This window comes from Rhizobium sp. N324, from assembly GCF_001664485.1.
Classification (GTDB): Bacteria; Pseudomonadota; Alphaproteobacteria; order Rhizobiales; family Rhizobiaceae; genus Rhizobium.
Window position 1 is genome coordinate 953,452 of sequence record NZ_CP013630.1, and the last position, 15,021, is coordinate 968,472.

Annotated in this window: 13 protein-coding genes; 7 read left to right on the plus strand and 6 right to left on the minus strand. The window is 64.3% G+C overall.

Features of this window, described 5'->3' with window-relative positions; translation table 11 throughout:
* Positions 1-54: 54 nt before the first annotated feature.
* Entirely contained in the window at positions 55-351 is a 297-nt protein-coding gene (gene groES / locus AMK05_RS04550; RefSeq protein WP_003545797.1) for a co-chaperone GroES, read from the minus strand.
* Positions 352-636: 285 nt separating this feature from the next.
* On the opposite strand from groES, the gene AMK05_RS04555 reads away from it, so the two are divergent.
* The 4 genes from AMK05_RS04555 to AMK05_RS04570 all read left to right on the plus strand — a co-directional run bounded on the left by AMK05_RS04555 (position 637) and on the right by AMK05_RS04570 (position 6,437).
* Complete coding sequence (locus AMK05_RS04555; RefSeq protein ID WP_064836930.1) at positions 637-1,485, plus strand: TIGR01459 family HAD-type hydrolase; 849 nt, start codon at positions 637-639, stop codon at positions 1,483-1,485.
* A gap of 31 nt (positions 1,486-1,516) precedes the next feature.
* Positions 1,517-2,500 (plus strand): bifunctional riboflavin kinase/FAD synthetase, encoded by a 984-nt coding sequence (locus AMK05_RS04560; RefSeq protein WP_064836931.1) that lies wholly within the window; start codon positions 1,517-1,519, stop codon positions 2,498-2,500.
* 284 nt (positions 2,501-2,784) lie between these two features.
* Entirely contained in the window at positions 2,785-5,676 is a 2,892-nt protein-coding gene (gene ileS / locus AMK05_RS04565; RefSeq protein WP_064836933.1) for an isoleucine--tRNA ligase, read from the plus strand.
* Between the two features lie 131 nt (positions 5,677-5,807).
* On the plus strand, positions 5,808-6,437 hold the full coding sequence (locus tag AMK05_RS04570) for a hypothetical protein (protein ID WP_064836935.1): 630 nt from the start codon (positions 5,808-5,810) through the stop codon (positions 6,435-6,437).
* A gap of 255 nt (positions 6,438-6,692) precedes the next feature.
* On the opposite strand, the gene AMK05_RS04575 is transcribed toward AMK05_RS04570, so the two are convergent.
* Positions 6,693-7,130 (minus strand): nucleoside deaminase, encoded by a 438-nt coding sequence (locus AMK05_RS04575; RefSeq protein ID WP_064836937.1) that lies wholly within the window; start codon positions 7,128-7,130, stop codon positions 6,693-6,695.
* A gap of 90 nt (positions 7,131-7,220) precedes the next feature.
* Between AMK05_RS04575 and AMK05_RS04580 the strand changes: the two genes are divergently transcribed.
* From AMK05_RS04580 to AMK05_RS04590, 3 genes are read left to right on the plus strand one after another with little or no spacing between them, the layout of a single operon-like run.
* A complete protein-coding gene (locus tag AMK05_RS04580; RefSeq protein ID WP_064836939.1) occupies positions 7,221-9,266 on the plus strand; it encodes a pseudouridine synthase in 2,046 nt (681 codons plus the stop codon).
* Entirely contained in the window at positions 9,247-9,807 is a 561-nt protein-coding gene (gene rsmD, locus AMK05_RS04585; RefSeq protein ID WP_064836941.1) for a 16S rRNA (guanine(966)-N(2))-methyltransferase RsmD, read from the plus strand. The genes AMK05_RS04580 and rsmD overlap by 20 nt, the downstream gene beginning before the upstream one ends.
* 13 nt (positions 9,808-9,820) lie before the next feature.
* Positions 9,821-10,702, plus strand: coding sequence for a patatin-like phospholipase family protein (locus tag AMK05_RS04590; protein WP_064836943.1), 882 nt, complete (start codon positions 9,821-9,823; stop codon positions 10,700-10,702).
* Positions 10,703-10,711: 9 nt separating this feature from the next.
* Here the strand turns inward: AMK05_RS04590 and AMK05_RS04595 are convergent, their stop codons facing one another.
* The 4 genes from AMK05_RS04595 to AMK05_RS04610 all read right to left on the minus strand — a co-directional run bounded on the left by AMK05_RS04595 (position 10,712) and on the right by AMK05_RS04610 (position 14,942).
* A complete protein-coding gene (locus tag AMK05_RS04595; RefSeq protein WP_064836945.1) occupies positions 10,712-11,164 on the minus strand; it encodes a copper uptake system-associated protein in 453 nt (150 codons plus the stop codon).
* A 13-nt stretch (positions 11,165-11,177) separates the two neighbouring features.
* Positions 11,178-12,551 carry a PepSY-associated TM helix domain-containing protein gene (locus AMK05_RS04600; RefSeq protein WP_064836947.1) on the minus strand — a complete coding sequence of 458 codons (1,374 nt, stop codon included), beginning with the start codon at positions 12,549-12,551 and terminating at the stop codon, positions 11,178-11,180.
* 86 nt (positions 12,552-12,637) lie between these two features.
* On the minus strand, positions 12,638-13,045 hold the full coding sequence (locus AMK05_RS04605; protein WP_064836949.1) for a DUF2946 family protein: 408 nt from the start codon (positions 13,043-13,045) through the stop codon (positions 12,638-12,640).
* 82 nt (positions 13,046-13,127) lie between these two features.
* Complete coding sequence (locus AMK05_RS04610; protein WP_064841269.1) at positions 13,128-14,942, minus strand: monovalent cation:proton antiporter-2 (CPA2) family protein; 1,815 nt, start codon at positions 14,940-14,942, stop codon at positions 13,128-13,130.
* Positions 14,943-15,021 lie beyond the last annotated feature (79 nt).

The following is a 15,021-nucleotide window of genomic DNA, read 5'->3' on the forward strand; positions in this document are numbered from 1 at the left end:
TCGAGTGTCCGGGTTCTGGGACCCGTCGGCTACGTCGGAAAGGCCAGCGGCTGATCAGCCGATGATGCCCATAATGTCGGCTTCCTTCATGATCAGAAGGTCTTCGCCGTCGATCTTGACTTCGGTGCCGGACCACTTGCCGAACAGGATGCGGTCGCCAGCCTTGACGTCGAGTGCGACGACCTTGCCGGACTCGTCACGAGCGCCGGAACCGACGGCGACGATTTCGCCTTCCTGCGGCTTTTCCTTGGCGGTATCGGGAATGATGATGCCACCCTTGGTCTTGGCTTCGGACTCAACGCGGCGAACAACGACGCGGTCGTGAAGGGGGCGGAAGTTGGTGCTTGCCATTGTCTAATCCCTCGATCGAATGACATTCGCGGACCGGAGCGGCCCACATGGATAGATGTTAGCACTCCCTTGCGGTGAGTGCTAGCGACGAGCATTTAGGGATGGCTCCAAGAGGAGTCAATGAGAGCCATCACGAATTTTTGTGCCGGAATTGTGAAGAGGCCGGAGAATTGCGGAGATTGCCGCCGAAACCCGGCGCGCTGGGCCGGCCGCGAAGAAAATGCCTTGCCATCGCCTTGCGCCTTTGCAATGTCACCGGTGACTGAAGCAAATCGGGAAATCGGAATGGCCAGGCGGATAGAAAACTTCTCGGAGATAACAGGTCATTATGACGTGGTGCTCTGCGATGTCTGGGGCGTCGTTCACAACGGCGTCGATCCGTTTCCGAAGGCCGCCGCTGCCCTTCAGACTGCCCGCGAGAGCGGCGTCGCCGTCGTCCTCATCACCAATTCGCCGCGCCTTTCCTGGCAGGTGGTCGAGCAACTGCGCCAGATCGGCGTTCCCGACGGCGCTTATGACCGGATCGTCACCTCGGGCGACGTCACCCGCCGGCTGATCGCCGAAGGGCCGAAGACGGTGTTTCTGCTCGGCCCCGAGCGCGACAAGGCGCTTCTCGAAGGCATCGGCGTCGAGCGCCGGCCGGCTGAGGAAGCGCAATCGCTCGTCTGCACCGGCTTTTTCGACGATGAGACCGAGAAGCCGGAAGATTACACCGACATGCTTCTGGAATTCAAAGCCCGCCAGGTGCCGATGATCTGTGCCAATCCCGACCTTGTCGTCGAGCGCGGCCACCGCATCATTCCCTGCGCCGGCGCCATGGCCGCCTATTACGAGCAGCTGGGCGGCAGCACCCGCATCGCCGGCAAACCGCACCGGCCGATCTATGAGGCGACGCTGGCCGCGGCCCGCGAGCTTCGCGGCGATTTCCCGGTCGAGCGCGTGCTGGCAATCGGCGACGGCATGCCGACAGATGTGCGCGGCGCCTTGAATTACGGCCTCGACCTTCTCTACATCAGCGGCGGTATCCACGCCAAGGAATACACCTTGAACGGCGAGACCGACGAGGCGATCCTCAACGCCTATCTCGATCGGGAAAAAGCCGCGCCGAAGTGGTGGATGCCCCGCCTTGCATGAAGACACGCCTCGCATAAAGAGAAGCCAGCCGATGACCGTCTTCCACCGCAATGAAACCCGGGAACCCTTGCCCGCCCACCTTAAGGGCGGCGTCATCGCCATCGGCAATTTCGACGGCGTGCACCGGGGCCACCAGTCTGTGCTCAGCCGCGCGCTGGAAATCTCCAGGGCGCGCGGCATTCCCGCTCTGGTGCTGACCTTCGAGCCGCATCCGCGCACGGTCTTCCGGCCTGAGGCGCCGGTCTTCCGTCTGACGCCGGCGCCGCTGAAGGCCCGCATCCTGGAAACGCTCGGTTTCAGCGCCGTCATCGAATATCCGTTCGACTACGAGTTCTCGCAGCGCTCGGCTGATGATTTCATCCATTCGATCCTCAAGGATTGGCTCGGCGCCTCCGAGGTCGTCACCGGCTTCGACTTCCATTTCGGCCGCGGCCGCGAGGGTGGTCCGGCCTTCCTGATGAATGCCGGCCAGACCTATGGCTTCGGCGTCACCCTGATCGATGCCTTCCGCGACGAAAACGCCGATGTCGTCTCTTCGAGCCATATCCGCGCGCTGCTGAAAGAAGGTAGCGTCAGCGAAGTCGCCGGCATGCTCGGCTACCACTACACGGTCGAGGCCGAGGTGATCGACGGCGAAAAGCTCGGCCGGCAGCTCGGTTTTCCCACCGCCAACATGCGCCTGCCGCCGGAGGTGGAACTTGCCGCCGGCATCTACGCCGTCCGCTTCCGCCGCCAGGACGGCACGCTGCACGACGCCGTCGCGAGCTACGGCCGCCGTCCGACGGTGACGGAAAACGGCGCGCCGCTGCTCGAAACCTATCTTTTCGACTTCAGCGGCGATCTCTACGGCCAGCGCTGCGCCGTCTCCTTCTTCGGCTATATCAGACCCGAGCTGAAATTCGACGGCCTCGATCCGCTGGTTGCCCAGATCAAGCGCGACGAGGAGGAGGCAAGGGCGCTGCTATCGGGTGTGACGCCGCTGGGCGAACTCGACCGGAAGCTTTGTTTTTCCTGAAGTTGAGAGTCTGGCTGCAGTCGGGAGGGCAGTGATTCCGGCCATCGGCGCCGATTGCGAGCCCACGAATTCTGCTCTTCCTTTTCCGGGCAAAAACGCCTATGAACCGGCCCTATGACGAAATTTCGGCTGGCGATGACGATGCGAATTATCGGCCCGGCCTTCCGCGCGCGCTAAGCGGCCGGGAGGTCCGGGTTTTTGGCGCTTGGATATGAGCGCTTCCGTCACCAGCTTTTTCACGCCGTTGCGCCCCTTCCTGGGCCGCCAGAAACGATTGTCCCGATATGACCGACACAGCCGAAAAGATCGACTATTCGAAGACCCTCTATTTGCCCGAAACCGATTTCCCGATGCGCGCCGGCCTGCCGCAGAAGGAGCCGGAGCTGGTCAAGCGCTGGCAGGAGATGGGTCTCTACAAGAAACTGCGCGCCTCTGCCGCCGGCCGCGAAAAATTCGTGCTGCACGACGGCCCGCCCTATGCCAACGGCAACATCCATATCGGCCACGCGCTGAACAAGATCCTCAAGGACGTCATCAACCGCTCGTTCCAGATGCGCGGTTACGACGCCAATTACGTGCCCGGCTGGGATTGCCACGGCCTGCCGATCGAATGGAAGATCGAAGAGAAGTATCGCGAGAAGGGCAGGAACAAGGACGAGGTCCCGGTCAACGAATTCCGCCGGGAGTGCCGTGAATTCGCCACCGGCTGGATCAAGACCCAGGCGGAAGAGTTCAAGCGTCTCGGCATCGAGGGCGACTTCGACAATCCCTATACGACGATGAACTTCCACGCGGAATCGCGCATCGCCGGCGAACTTTTGAAGATCGCCGCAAGCGGCCAGCTTTATCGCGGCTCCAAGCCGATCATGTGGTCGGTCGTCGAGCGCACGGCGCTGGCCGAGGCCGAGGTCGAGTATCAGGACTACGAGAGCGACACGATCTGGGTGAAATTCCCCGTCGTCGAGGGCCCGGCTGCGCTGCAAGATGCCTTCGTGGTCATCTGGACGACGACGCCCTGGACGATCCCCGGCAACCGCGCGGTCTCTTTTTCCGCGCGTGTCTCCTACGGTCTCTACGAGGTAACGGCTGCCGAGAACGATTTTGGTCCGCGTCCCGGCGAAAAGCTGATCTTTGCCGATAAGCTGGCCGAGGAGTCCTTCGCCAAGTCCAAGCTGCAGTACAAGCGTCTGGCCGATGTCTCCGCGGCCGACTTCGCAGCGATGGCCTGTGCGCATCCCTTCAAGGGTTTGGACGGCGGCTATGAATTCCCAGTGCCGTTGCTCGATGGCGATCACGTCACCGATGATGCCGGCACCGGTTTCGTGCACACCGCACCCAGCCACGGCCGCGAAGACTTCGATGCCTGGATGTCGGCCGTCCGCACGCTCGAGGCCCGTGGCATCGAAACGAAAATCCCGTTCCCGGTCGACGACGGCGGCTTCTACACATCGGACGCCCCCGGCTTCGAGGGCGCCCGCGTCATCGACGACAACGGCAAGAAGGGCGATGCCAACGACCGCGTCATCAAGGCGCTGATCGAGCGCAACGCGCTCTTTGCCCGCGGCCGGCTGAAGCATCAATATCCGCACTCCTGGCGCTCGAAGAAGCCGGTGATCTTCCGCAACACGCCGCAATGGTTCGTCTATATGGACAAGACCCTTGCCGACGGCACGACGTTGCGTTCGCGCGCGCTCGGCGCGATCGACGACACCCGCTTCGTGCCCGCCGCCGGCCAGAACCGCTTGCGCGCCATGATCGAGGGCCGCCCGGACTGGGTTCTTTCCCGTCAAAGAGCATGGGGCGTGCCAATCGCGGTCTTTGCAGATGAACAGGGTGAGGTCCTGGTCGACGAAGCCGTCAACGCCCGCATCCTCGAAGCCTTCGAACAGGAGGGCGCTGACGCCTGGTTCGCCGATGGCGCCAAGGAGCGCTTCCTCGGCAACGACCATGACCATTCCCGATGGAAGCAGGTCATGGATATCCTCGACGTGTGGTTCGATTCCGGCTCGACGCATACCTTCACGCTCGAAGACCGCCCGGACCTGAAGTGGCCGGCCGACCTTTATCTCGAAGGCTCGGACCAGCATCGCGGCTGGTTCCATTCCTCGCTGTTGGAATCGGCCGCCACCCGCGGCCGCGCGCCTTACAACGCCGTCCTCACCCATGGTTTCACCATGGACGAGAAGGGCGAGAAGATGTCGAAGTCGAAGGGCAATGTCACCGCGCCGCAGGAAGTGATGAAGGATGCCGGCGCCGACATCCTGCGTCTCTGGGTGATGACCTCCGACTATGCCGACGACCTGCGTGTCGGCAAGACGATCATCCAGACCAATGTCGACGCCTATCGCAAGCTGCGCAACACCATTCGCTGGATGCTCGGCACGCTCGCCCACGACAAGGGCGAGGAGATCGCCTTTGCCGACCTGCCGGAGCTGGAGCAGCTGATGCTGCACCGGCTTGCCGAACTCGACGAGCTGGTGCGCGAGAATTACGACGCCTTCGACTTCAAGAAGATCGCCCGTGCGCTCATCGATTTCGCCAATGTCGAGCTTTCGGCGTTCTATTTCGATGTCCGCAAGGACGCACTCTATTGCGATGCGCCGTCGAGCCTGCGCCGGCGCGCCAGCCTGCACGTCATCCGCCAGATCTTCGACTGCATGGTGACCTGGCTTGCGCCGATGCTGCCCTTCACCACCGAGGAAGCCTGGCTGTCGCGCAATCCGTCTGCCGTTTCCGTGCATCTGGAGCAGTTCGCCCCGGTTGCCAAGGAATGGCGCGACGATGCCCTGGCCGAGAAGTGGAAGAAGATCCGCGCCGTCCGGTCGGTCGTCACCGGCGCCCTGGAAATCGAGCGCAAGGATAAGCGTATCGGCTCCTCGCTGGAAGCAGCACCGGTCGTCCACATCGCCGATCCGGAACTGATCAAGGCACTCGAAGGCCAGGACTTCACTGAAGTCTGCATCACTTCGGCCATCGAGATTGCGGCCGGCGAAGGCCCGGCGGAGGCTTTCCGCCTTGACGAGGTGCCTCAGGTCAGCGTCGTGCCGAAGCTGGCAGAGGGCGAAAAATGCGCCCGCTCCTGGCGCATCACGCGGGATGTCGGTTCCGATCCCGACTATCCCGAGGTCTCGGCCCGTGACGCTGCCGCCCTTCGCGAGCTGGCGCTGCTCAAGTGAAGAATATTACCGGGTGAATTGCGTTTTCGCGGTTCATCCGGTAAAAGCTGCCTGAAAATGGCCGGATTTTTGCGTCAGGGGGACGGTTGTCCGGTTGGGCAACGATTGCACCGGTGGCTGGAAGGGTTTTCATGTTCGCAACGCATTGGTTCCGTATGGGCGCCTGCCTGTCTGTTGTCATGGCGGGATGCTCTCTGGTGTCCAGCTGCGCCAGCAGCCCGACCTACGGCACCGACAAGACCGCCATGGAGCAATTGACCGACGATCTCGGCCAGTCCGTGTCGCTGACCGGACCGGACCCGAAGAACAAGGGCGTCAAATACACGCCGCGCCCGACGCTGGTGCTGCCGGCCGAGGGGCAGAGGGAAACCCTCGTTGCGCCGCAGCCGACGGTCGCCAACAAGGACAATCCGCAATGGATTGAATCGCCCGAGGAAACTCGCGCCCGTCTGGTTTCCGAGGCCGACGCCAACTCCGACAATCCGAACTACCGCTCGCCGCTGGCAAGCTCCGCCATCGAAGGCGGCCGCCGCACGACGGAAGCCCAGACCAAGGCCTATCGCGAAGCCCGCGCCCTGCAGAAGGGTTCCTACGTCGATCAGCGCCGCTATATTTCCGACCCGCCGCCCGGTTACCGCACCGTCGACGACCCGGCAAAGCTCGACGATGTCGGCGAGCCCGAGCTGAAGAAGCAGAAAAAGCGCAAGAAGGACGCGGCGATCGCCAACAGCGGCAAGCAGTGGTGGAACTTCCTGCAATAACGGCTGGTCCCAGCGCTTAGGCGCTGCCTCAGGAGATCGGTGAGGGCAAGCCCCTCATCCGCCTGCCGGCACCTTCTCCCCGCTTGCGGGGAGAAGGGGATATGCCGCAACCTTTTCCTCCCTCGCCAACGTCTCGCAGGGCAAGTCCCCTCGCCCCGCAAGCGGGGGTCCGAAGGACGGGTCGAGACCTGTGGCTCGACCCCGGTCGGGTTAGGGTGAGGGGCAGCCATTAACGCGAAAGCGCGCGCCTGAAGCTTACGGCACTTCTCTCTTCTGCGAAAAGAACGTCCGCAGGATCTCCGCCGCTTGCACCTCGTTGAAGCCGGAATAGACGTCCGGGACGTGGTGGCAGGTCGGCTGCGCGTAAAACCGCACGCCATTGTCGACGCCGCCGCCCTTCGGGTCCTCGGCGCCGTAATAGAGCCTGCGGATGCGCGCAAACGAGATGGCTGCCGCGCACATGGTGCAGGGCTCGAGCGTCACATAGAGATCTGCGCCGGTCAGGCGTTCCTGTCCGAGCGCGTCGCAGGCCAGCCGGATTGCGGCGATTTCGGCATGCGCGGTCACGTCATTGAGTTCGCGCGTGCGGTTTCCCGAGCGTGAAACGGCGATATCGTCGATGACGACGACGGCGCCGATCGGCACCTCGCCGCGTTCTCCGGCAGCGCGCGCCTCTTCGAGCGCCATCTCCATGAAACGATTTGTCTTCACGATCGCACGAATTTCCACTTAACCGCAGATGCGTGACCTGATAGACAGGCCCAAAAGGCAGGCAAACAACAAATGACACCCAAAGACAAGCCAAAACGCCCGGGCGCAAAGCCCTTTTCACGCGACGCCGGGCCGAAGGCCGGCGCGAAGTCGGGCGGCGTAAAGCCGGCGAAGGCTGCGACCGCGGCCGAAACCGAAGGCGAGGCCAAGGCCGAACGCATTTCCAAGGTGATGGCGCGCGCCGGCGTCGCCTCCCGCCGCGACATCGAACGCATGATCATGGAAGGCCGGGTGACGCTGAACGGCAGGGTTCTCGAAACCCCCGTCGTCAACGTCACGCTCGCCGACCGTATCGAGGTCGACGGCGTGCCGATCCGCGGCATCGAGCGCACCAGGCTGTGGCTCTATCACAAGCCGGCCGGGCTGGTGACCACCAACGCCGATCCCGAAGGCCGCGCAACCGTCTTCGACAATCTGCCGGAAGAACTGCCGCGCGTCATGTCGATCGGCCGTCTCGATATCAACACCGAAGGCCTGCTGTTGCTCACCAATGACGGCGGTCTTGCCCGCGCGCTCGAGCTGCCGGCGACCGGCTGGCTGCGCCGCTATCGTGTGCGCGCCCATGGCGACATCGATCAGGACGCGCTCGACAAACTGAAGGACGGCATCGCCGTCGACGGCGTGCTCTATGGTTCGATCGAGGCGACGCTCGACCGCACGCAGGGCTCGAACGTCTGGATCACCATGGGTCTTCGTGAAGGCAAGAACCGCGAAATCAAGAACGTGATGGGCGCGCTCGGCCTCGACGTCAATCGCTTGATCCGCATCTCCTACGGCCCTTTCCAGCTCGGCGACTTGCCGGAAGGCCATGTCATCGAGGTACGCGGCCGCACGCTTCGCGACCAGCTCGGCCCGCGCCTGATCGAGGAAGCCAAGGCGAATTTCGACGCGCCGATCTACAATGCGCCGGCTGTTGCCACCGAGGAAGAGGCTGAAGCCTCAGCCCCGGAAAAGCGCGAGCAGCGTCCGCGCCGCGACGAGGACAAGCGCGAACGGGCGCTGAGCCGCCTCGACACCAAGCGCGACGATCGCCGCGGTGGCGGGCGCAAAGACGACGACCGCCGCGATGGCGGCCGCTTCGACGACGACAAGCCGAAACGTCCCCAGCCGCTCGGCCAGCGCCGCAGCGCCAATGTCTGGATGGCGCCGGGTGCCCGGCCGCTCGGTGAAAAAGCTGCCGCGAAAGCCGCCAAGAATGAGCAGACCGCGCGCCGGCGCGGCGAGCAGGCGCCGGTAAAGAGCACTGGTTCCCACCATATCGAGGATCGCCCGCGCACGCAGATCAATCGCGTGCGCGAGGAGGACGGCGAATGGATCCGCTCGAGCGAGCAGCCCAACCGCAAGGATGAGGGCGAAGGCCGCGGCCGCAAGCGTCCGTTCGGGGATCGTCCGGGCCGCGAAGAGCGCGGTTTTGGCGACCGCCCGGCCCGCGGCGACCGCCGCCCCCGTGAAGGTGGTGACGAACGTCCGCGTAGCAGAAGCCCTGCCGGTGAAGGCCGGCCGGAGCGTCCGCGCGGCGACCGGCCTTTCGGTGATCGCCCCTCACGTGGCGACCGGCCCTTCGGCGACAAGCCGCGCGGGGATCGCAAACCGCGTGGCGATGGCGACGAACGGCCGCGTGCCGCCAGAGCCTCCGCAGGCGAGGCCCGTTCGGAGCGTCCGCGCGGCGATCGGCCTTTCGGCGACCGTTCTTCGCGTGGCGACCGGGCCTTCGGTGACAAGCCGCGGGGCGACCGCAGGCCGCGCGAAGACGGTGACGAGCGCCCGCGCGCCGCCAGAAGTTTTGCCGGTGAGGGCCGCTCCGAGCGTCCGCGTGGCGAAAAATCCTTCGGCGACAAATCTGCGGGCGGCCGGCCTTCGGGCGATAAGCCGCGCGGCAAGGGCTTTGGCGCCAAGCCGGGCGGGCCGAAGAATTTTTCCGGTAAGCCGAAGGGCGGCAAATCAGGCAGTGACAGGCCCGGCGGTGACAGGCCAGGCGGCGACAGGCCTGCGGGCGGCCCGTCCAGAGGTGGTGCAAAAGGAAAGGGAATGACGCGCGGTGCGGATCGTCGGCGGTGAGTTTCGCGGACGGCCTCTCGCCGTGCCAAAATCCAACGAGATCCGGCCGACTGCCGACCGGACGCGCGAGAGCCTGTTCAATATATTGAGCCATGCCTATCCGGAATGCGTTGACGGCACCCGGATCCTCGACCTTTTTGCCGGAACCGGCGCCGTTGGCCTCGAAGCCGTGTCACGCGGCTGTCGCCATGCGCTCTTCGTCGAAAACAGCGTCGAGGGCAGGGCGCTGCTCTGGGAAAACATCGATGCGCTCGGTCTGCACGGCCGCACGCGCATCCTGCGCCGCGATGCGACCGATCTCGGCAGCGTCGGCAATCTCGAAGCTTTCGACGTGCTGTTTGCCGATCCGCCCTATGGCAAGGGGCTCGGTGAAAAGGCGATGGCGGCGGCGGCCCAGGGCGGCTGGATCAGGCCGGGCGCGATCGCGGTGCTCGAAGAGCGCGCCGATATTGTCGTTTCCGTGCATCCTTCCTATGTTTTCCTCGAAGACCGCATCTTTGGCGATACGAGGGTGCATTTCTTCCGGTATCAGCCGCAATAAGCGGGGGCGGGGCGTGCAGCAGGCAGAGATCATCAGCCCCAAACTGCCTGCGATCAGCGACCTTCCGACAGTCGCTGTCGCCTTCGGCGGCGGCGGCGCGCGCGGACTTGCCCACATCCATATCATCGAGACGCTCGACGAACTCGGCATCCGCCCGGTGGCGATATCGGGTTCGTCGATGGGCGCGATCATGGGGGCCGGCATGGCCGCCGGCATGTCGGGGGCCGAAATCCGCGAACATGCGCTGACGACCGTCGGCAACAAGACGGCGGTCGTCGCCCGCATCTGGGGCCTGAGGCCGGCGACAGTGCGCGATGCGGTGGCCAAGGGTATCCGCATCGGCCAGTTCAATCTGGAGCGAATCCTGAAAGCCTTTCTGCCGGCCGAGCTGCCGGCTCGTTTCGAGGATCTGCTGGTGCCGATGAAGGTCATCACCACGGATTATTATGGGCAGAACGAAGTCATCATCGAAGAGGGCGAACTGTTTCCCGCACTCGCGGCTTCTTCCGCCATTCCCGCCGTCTTCATGCCGGTGCGCCTGCGCGGCCGGGTGATGATCGACGGCGGCATCAGCAATCCGGTGCCCTATGAACCGCTGATGGATCTTGCCGACATCGTCGTCGGCATCGATGTCGTCGGCGCGCCGGAAGGCGACGGCACCCATATTCCGAACCGCATGGAGAGCATCTTCGGCTCCGGCCAGCTGATGATGCAGACGGCGATCACGCTGAAGCTGAAGCTCTGCCAGCCGCACATCTTCCTGCGCCCGGCCGTCGGCCGCACCGGCGTCATGGATTTCCTCAAGGCCCGCGAGGTGCTGGCCATGTCCGCCGGCGTCAAGGACGAGCTGAAATTCGCCCTCGACCGGGAAATCGAAGCGCGGCTGAAGCGCTAGAAGAGAGTGTCATTGGGCATGGCCCTCATGGCCGCCGCCCGCGCCATTCGATGCCTCGTTCATCATCATGACCGTGCCCTCGAAGCTCGAAAACAGCGCCAGCGCGGAGGGATCGAGGCCGGCCTCGGCCTCTTTCAGCCTCGCAGCCAGCCCGGCGGCGTCATTTGCCGACAGCCCGATTTTTTCCAGCGTCCCGGCATCCTTCAGGCTGTCGCCGCTGCTGAGATAGATGCTCCAGCCATGATGCGTCTTTTTCAGCAAGGCGCGTCCGCCGCGCCCAGCCTGCCGCCAGCCGGCGATCGCCCAATCGGCCTGGACGACGACCGGGGCGATGTCCAAGGGCTTATCGGGCCTTTCGAACATCAGCTTCAGCCTTGCCGGGATCGCCTGTTGCGGATCGTCGTCCGCAGATGCCATGGATGCGAAAAGCACGCAGGCGAGAAGGGCAATGATCGTCTTCATCTCTTGGTCTCCCTCAAGCGACAACGCGTTTCAACACGGGCACGAACCGCACCACCATCTGGTCGAAGGCGATCATGGCGACAATGGCGAGCCCGCTCATCGGGAAGGCGACGGCGAAGATGGCGGTAATCAGCCACAGGCCGTAATAGACCGAGCGTTTTGGCGGCATGGGCGGCACGCCGAGCCGGCCGGCCGGGCGCCGTTTCCACCACATGATGACGGCACTCACGCAGCTCAGAATTATTGCGAGACACGTTGCAAGCATCAGCAACTGGTTGAAACGCCCCCATTCCTGTCCTTGGTGGACATTGATGCCCCATTCGATCGCCTTGCCGAGGAACGGATATTGGTTGAAGCCGATGTCGATCAGCGGTTTGCCGGAATACTGGTCGATATGGATGGTGCGTTCGTCGGCGAGATCGTCGGGATAGAGCGAGGCGGTATAGACGCCCGTCTCGTCGGAGGGAATGGCCACGTCGAAGCCCGGCGCCATGCCCAGCCGCCTGGCGATCTCCACGGCTTTGTCGAGACCGATCGGCTTGGCCGATTGTGCTGCGGCGATATCGGAAAGCGGAACCGGCGCCTTTTCGACGATCCAGCCGCTCTTCGGCAAGATGTCCTCGGTGACCTTCTGCGACTTCGGCACGTCGTCCCAGAGCTGGACGGGATAGCCGAGGCCGTGTTCGGTCAGCCAGGCATTGGCGTTCGCCCCCCAATAGCCCGACCACGGCATGCCTGTTATCGCCAGGAAGAAGATCAACACGCCGGCGAAGGCGCCCGTCACCGCATGCAGGTCGCGCCAGAAAACCCGGCGGCCCGGCGTTCCCCGCACGCTGACGACACCCCCCGTCTGGCGGCGCGGCCACCAGAGATAGATGCCGGTGACGACGAGCACCATGGCAAAGCCGCCGGTGATCTCAATCAGCCGGTTCGCTATGCCGCCGAAAAAGGCCAGGCTGTGGATGCGCTTGACGACATAGTTGAACTCGTCGGTCGATCCGACCACATCGAGCACCTTGCCGGCATAAGGGTCGACGAAAACCAGCGTCGCGCCGGCATTGCCGGCGACGGTGACGATGGCCGATCGCTCAGGTCCGGCCGGCTCCTTGTAGGAGGTCGCCGCCGAGCCCGGCACCGCGGCAGCGGCGATTTCCACGATCCGCTCCGCCGGCAGCGCCTGGCCGGAGGGCTGGACGATATAACGGTAGCCGAAGAAGCTGTTGTTGATCTCGTCCTTGAAGAGATAGAGCGATCCGGTCACGGCCAGATTGAGCATGAAGGGTATGACGAGAAGCCCGGCAAAGAAATGCCAGCGCCAGATGGCGCGGTAGAGCGAAACGCCGCTGGCGGCGTCTTCCGCCGGTCCGGCGGCAGCGATAGTCGACATGATGATGGATCCGTATCCGCGGCCGGCTGCGGGAGGCAGCTCGGCCGGCGTTGAAAGGCGTCACGGCGCCTGCCGCAACACGAGGTTCAGGCGAGGATCGGATCGGAAGGCGGAGCGCGGGGACCGCTATTGGGCGGGAAAAGCCGGCGAGGGAAGCTTTCGGGCCGGATCGGCCGTTCGACTGCGACCGCAAAGGGTATCGGAGCACCGGCGACATCAGCCGGCGCCGGCAGCAGGATCGAGGCGCCGATCCGGCAGGCCTCGCAACCATGCGAATGGGTTTTGTCGTGCTGGCCTTGATCGGAAGTGTCGCTGACGGTGACGCAAAGCGACGGCAGCGTTCCATCGGGCAGCACATATTGAGCGAGGTCAGCCGGACCGGACTCGCTAGCGGTTGCGACGGGAGCCTGATGGGCGAATGCGACAAAAACCAGCGCGGCCGCGCACAAGATGCGCAGTGCCCATTGCTCGATCTGTCTCGCCCGTCTGATCAACTGTCTCTCTCCGATCGTCTGCTGATAGACGCCGCCGAGCCCATATTCAATGCGTCAATTTAACAAACCGGCCCAGCGGCGATCAGGCCTCCACCGTCGCATCCACCGTTCCCGCCAGCGGATCGTCCTCGAAGGGATCGGCGGCGCGCTTCGGCTTGACCAGCGGTTCGGGGCGGACGGGATGGGAAAACAGCATGTCGCGGCCCGCTTGCAGCCCTTCGGACACCTGCAGCACCAGCCGCGCCTCGTCGCGCTTGCGGATATCCTCGCCGATCTCATAGGCGTCGACTTCGGAGACGCCGAGCGCCTCCAGCGTCCGCCGCCCGAACAGCAGGCCGGATTCCAGGGTTTCGCGCAGTTCGTAATCGACACCCTTGTTGCGCAGCTCGATCGAATGGATGCGGTCGTAGGAGCGGACATAGAGCCTTGTGTGCGGATAGTCCGCCTGCACCAGCTCGACCACCTTGTCAGTGATCTCTTTCTTCTGAGTGCAGACGAGCACGATCTTTGCCCGCTCGATGCCGGCCGAGCGCAGCACGTCCTTGCGGGCCCCGTCGCCGAAATAGATGCGGAATCCGAAGGCGGAGGCCTGGCGAATGCGGTCCGCCGAAAAATCGATGACGGTGACGCTGCGGCCGCCGGCAAGCAGGATCTGGGCGGCGATCTGGCCGAAACGCGAGAAGCCGACCATCAGAACATCGGCGCCCGCACCTTCGAAGTCCTCGTCCAACTCCTCATGCTCATCGCCGCTGAGCAGCCGCTTCGAAAGAGCCGCGCCGATCGGCGTCAGCGCCATCGACAGCGTGACGATCGCCACCAGCAGCGATGCCGTGCTCGCCGCCATCAGCCCGACGGTTGCCGCCGCGGTAAACAGCACGAAGCCGAATTCGCCGCCCTGCGGCAGCAGGAAGGCAATGCGGATCGCATCGTCGTGCGGGGAGCCGGAAACCCGGCAGAGCCCGTAGATGATGATCGCCTTGACGGCCATGACGATCGGTACGGCGACGATGACGAAGAGCGCGTTTTCGGCGAGCACGTCGAGCTGCAGCGACAGGCCGACGGCGATGAAGAAGATGGCGAGCAGCACGCCGCGGAAGGGCTCGATATCGGCCTCCAGCTCGTGTCGGTAGGAGGATTCGGCGAGCATCACCCCGGAGAGAAAAGCGCCCATCGCCATCGAAAGCCCGGCGAGCTGCATCAGGCTTGCCGATCCCATGACGACGAAGAGGGCCGCGGCAATCATCGCTTCGCGCGCGCCGGTCCGGGCGATGATCTGGAAGAGCGGCGTCAGCAGGTAACGCCCCATGACGACCATCGCCGCGACCGCGCCGACGGCGACCGCGAAATCGGCAAGCGGCGCATGGCTGCTCTTGCCGCCGCCGTCGAGCACGGTGATCAGCGCCAAGAGCGGCACGATCGCCAGGTCCTGGAACAACAGCATCGAGAAGGAGCGCTGCCCGTATCTCGTATTGACGTCGCCGTCGCCCTCGAGGATCTGCATCGCGAAGGCGGTCGACGACAGCGCCAGGCCAAAGCCGGCGACGATGCTGCCGCGCCAGTCGAGCACTTGAGAAAACCAGGCGAGTGCGGTCAGCGCCAGCCCGGTCACCACCACCTGCGCCGTGCCGAGGCCGAAAATGTCGCGCCGCATCTGCCACAGACGGCTGGGTTTCAGTTCCAGCCCGATGATGAAGAGCAGGAAGACGACGCCGAGTTCGGCGACGGCAAGGATCTGTTCGCCGTCGGTGATGCCGTGGAAAACCGGGCCGATGACGATGCCGGCGGCGAGATAGCCGAGCACCGTGCCGAGCCCGAGCTTCTTGAAGATCGGCGCGGCGACCACCGCTCCGCCGAGCAGCAGGATCGTTTCGGAAAAAAAGGCATTGGGCGCGGACATCAGGGCGATTTCTTTCGACGGCGGGGAACAGGCCGGCAGCCTCGACAAAGAATCGGCGGCGGCGGCCTTGATGCTTGGG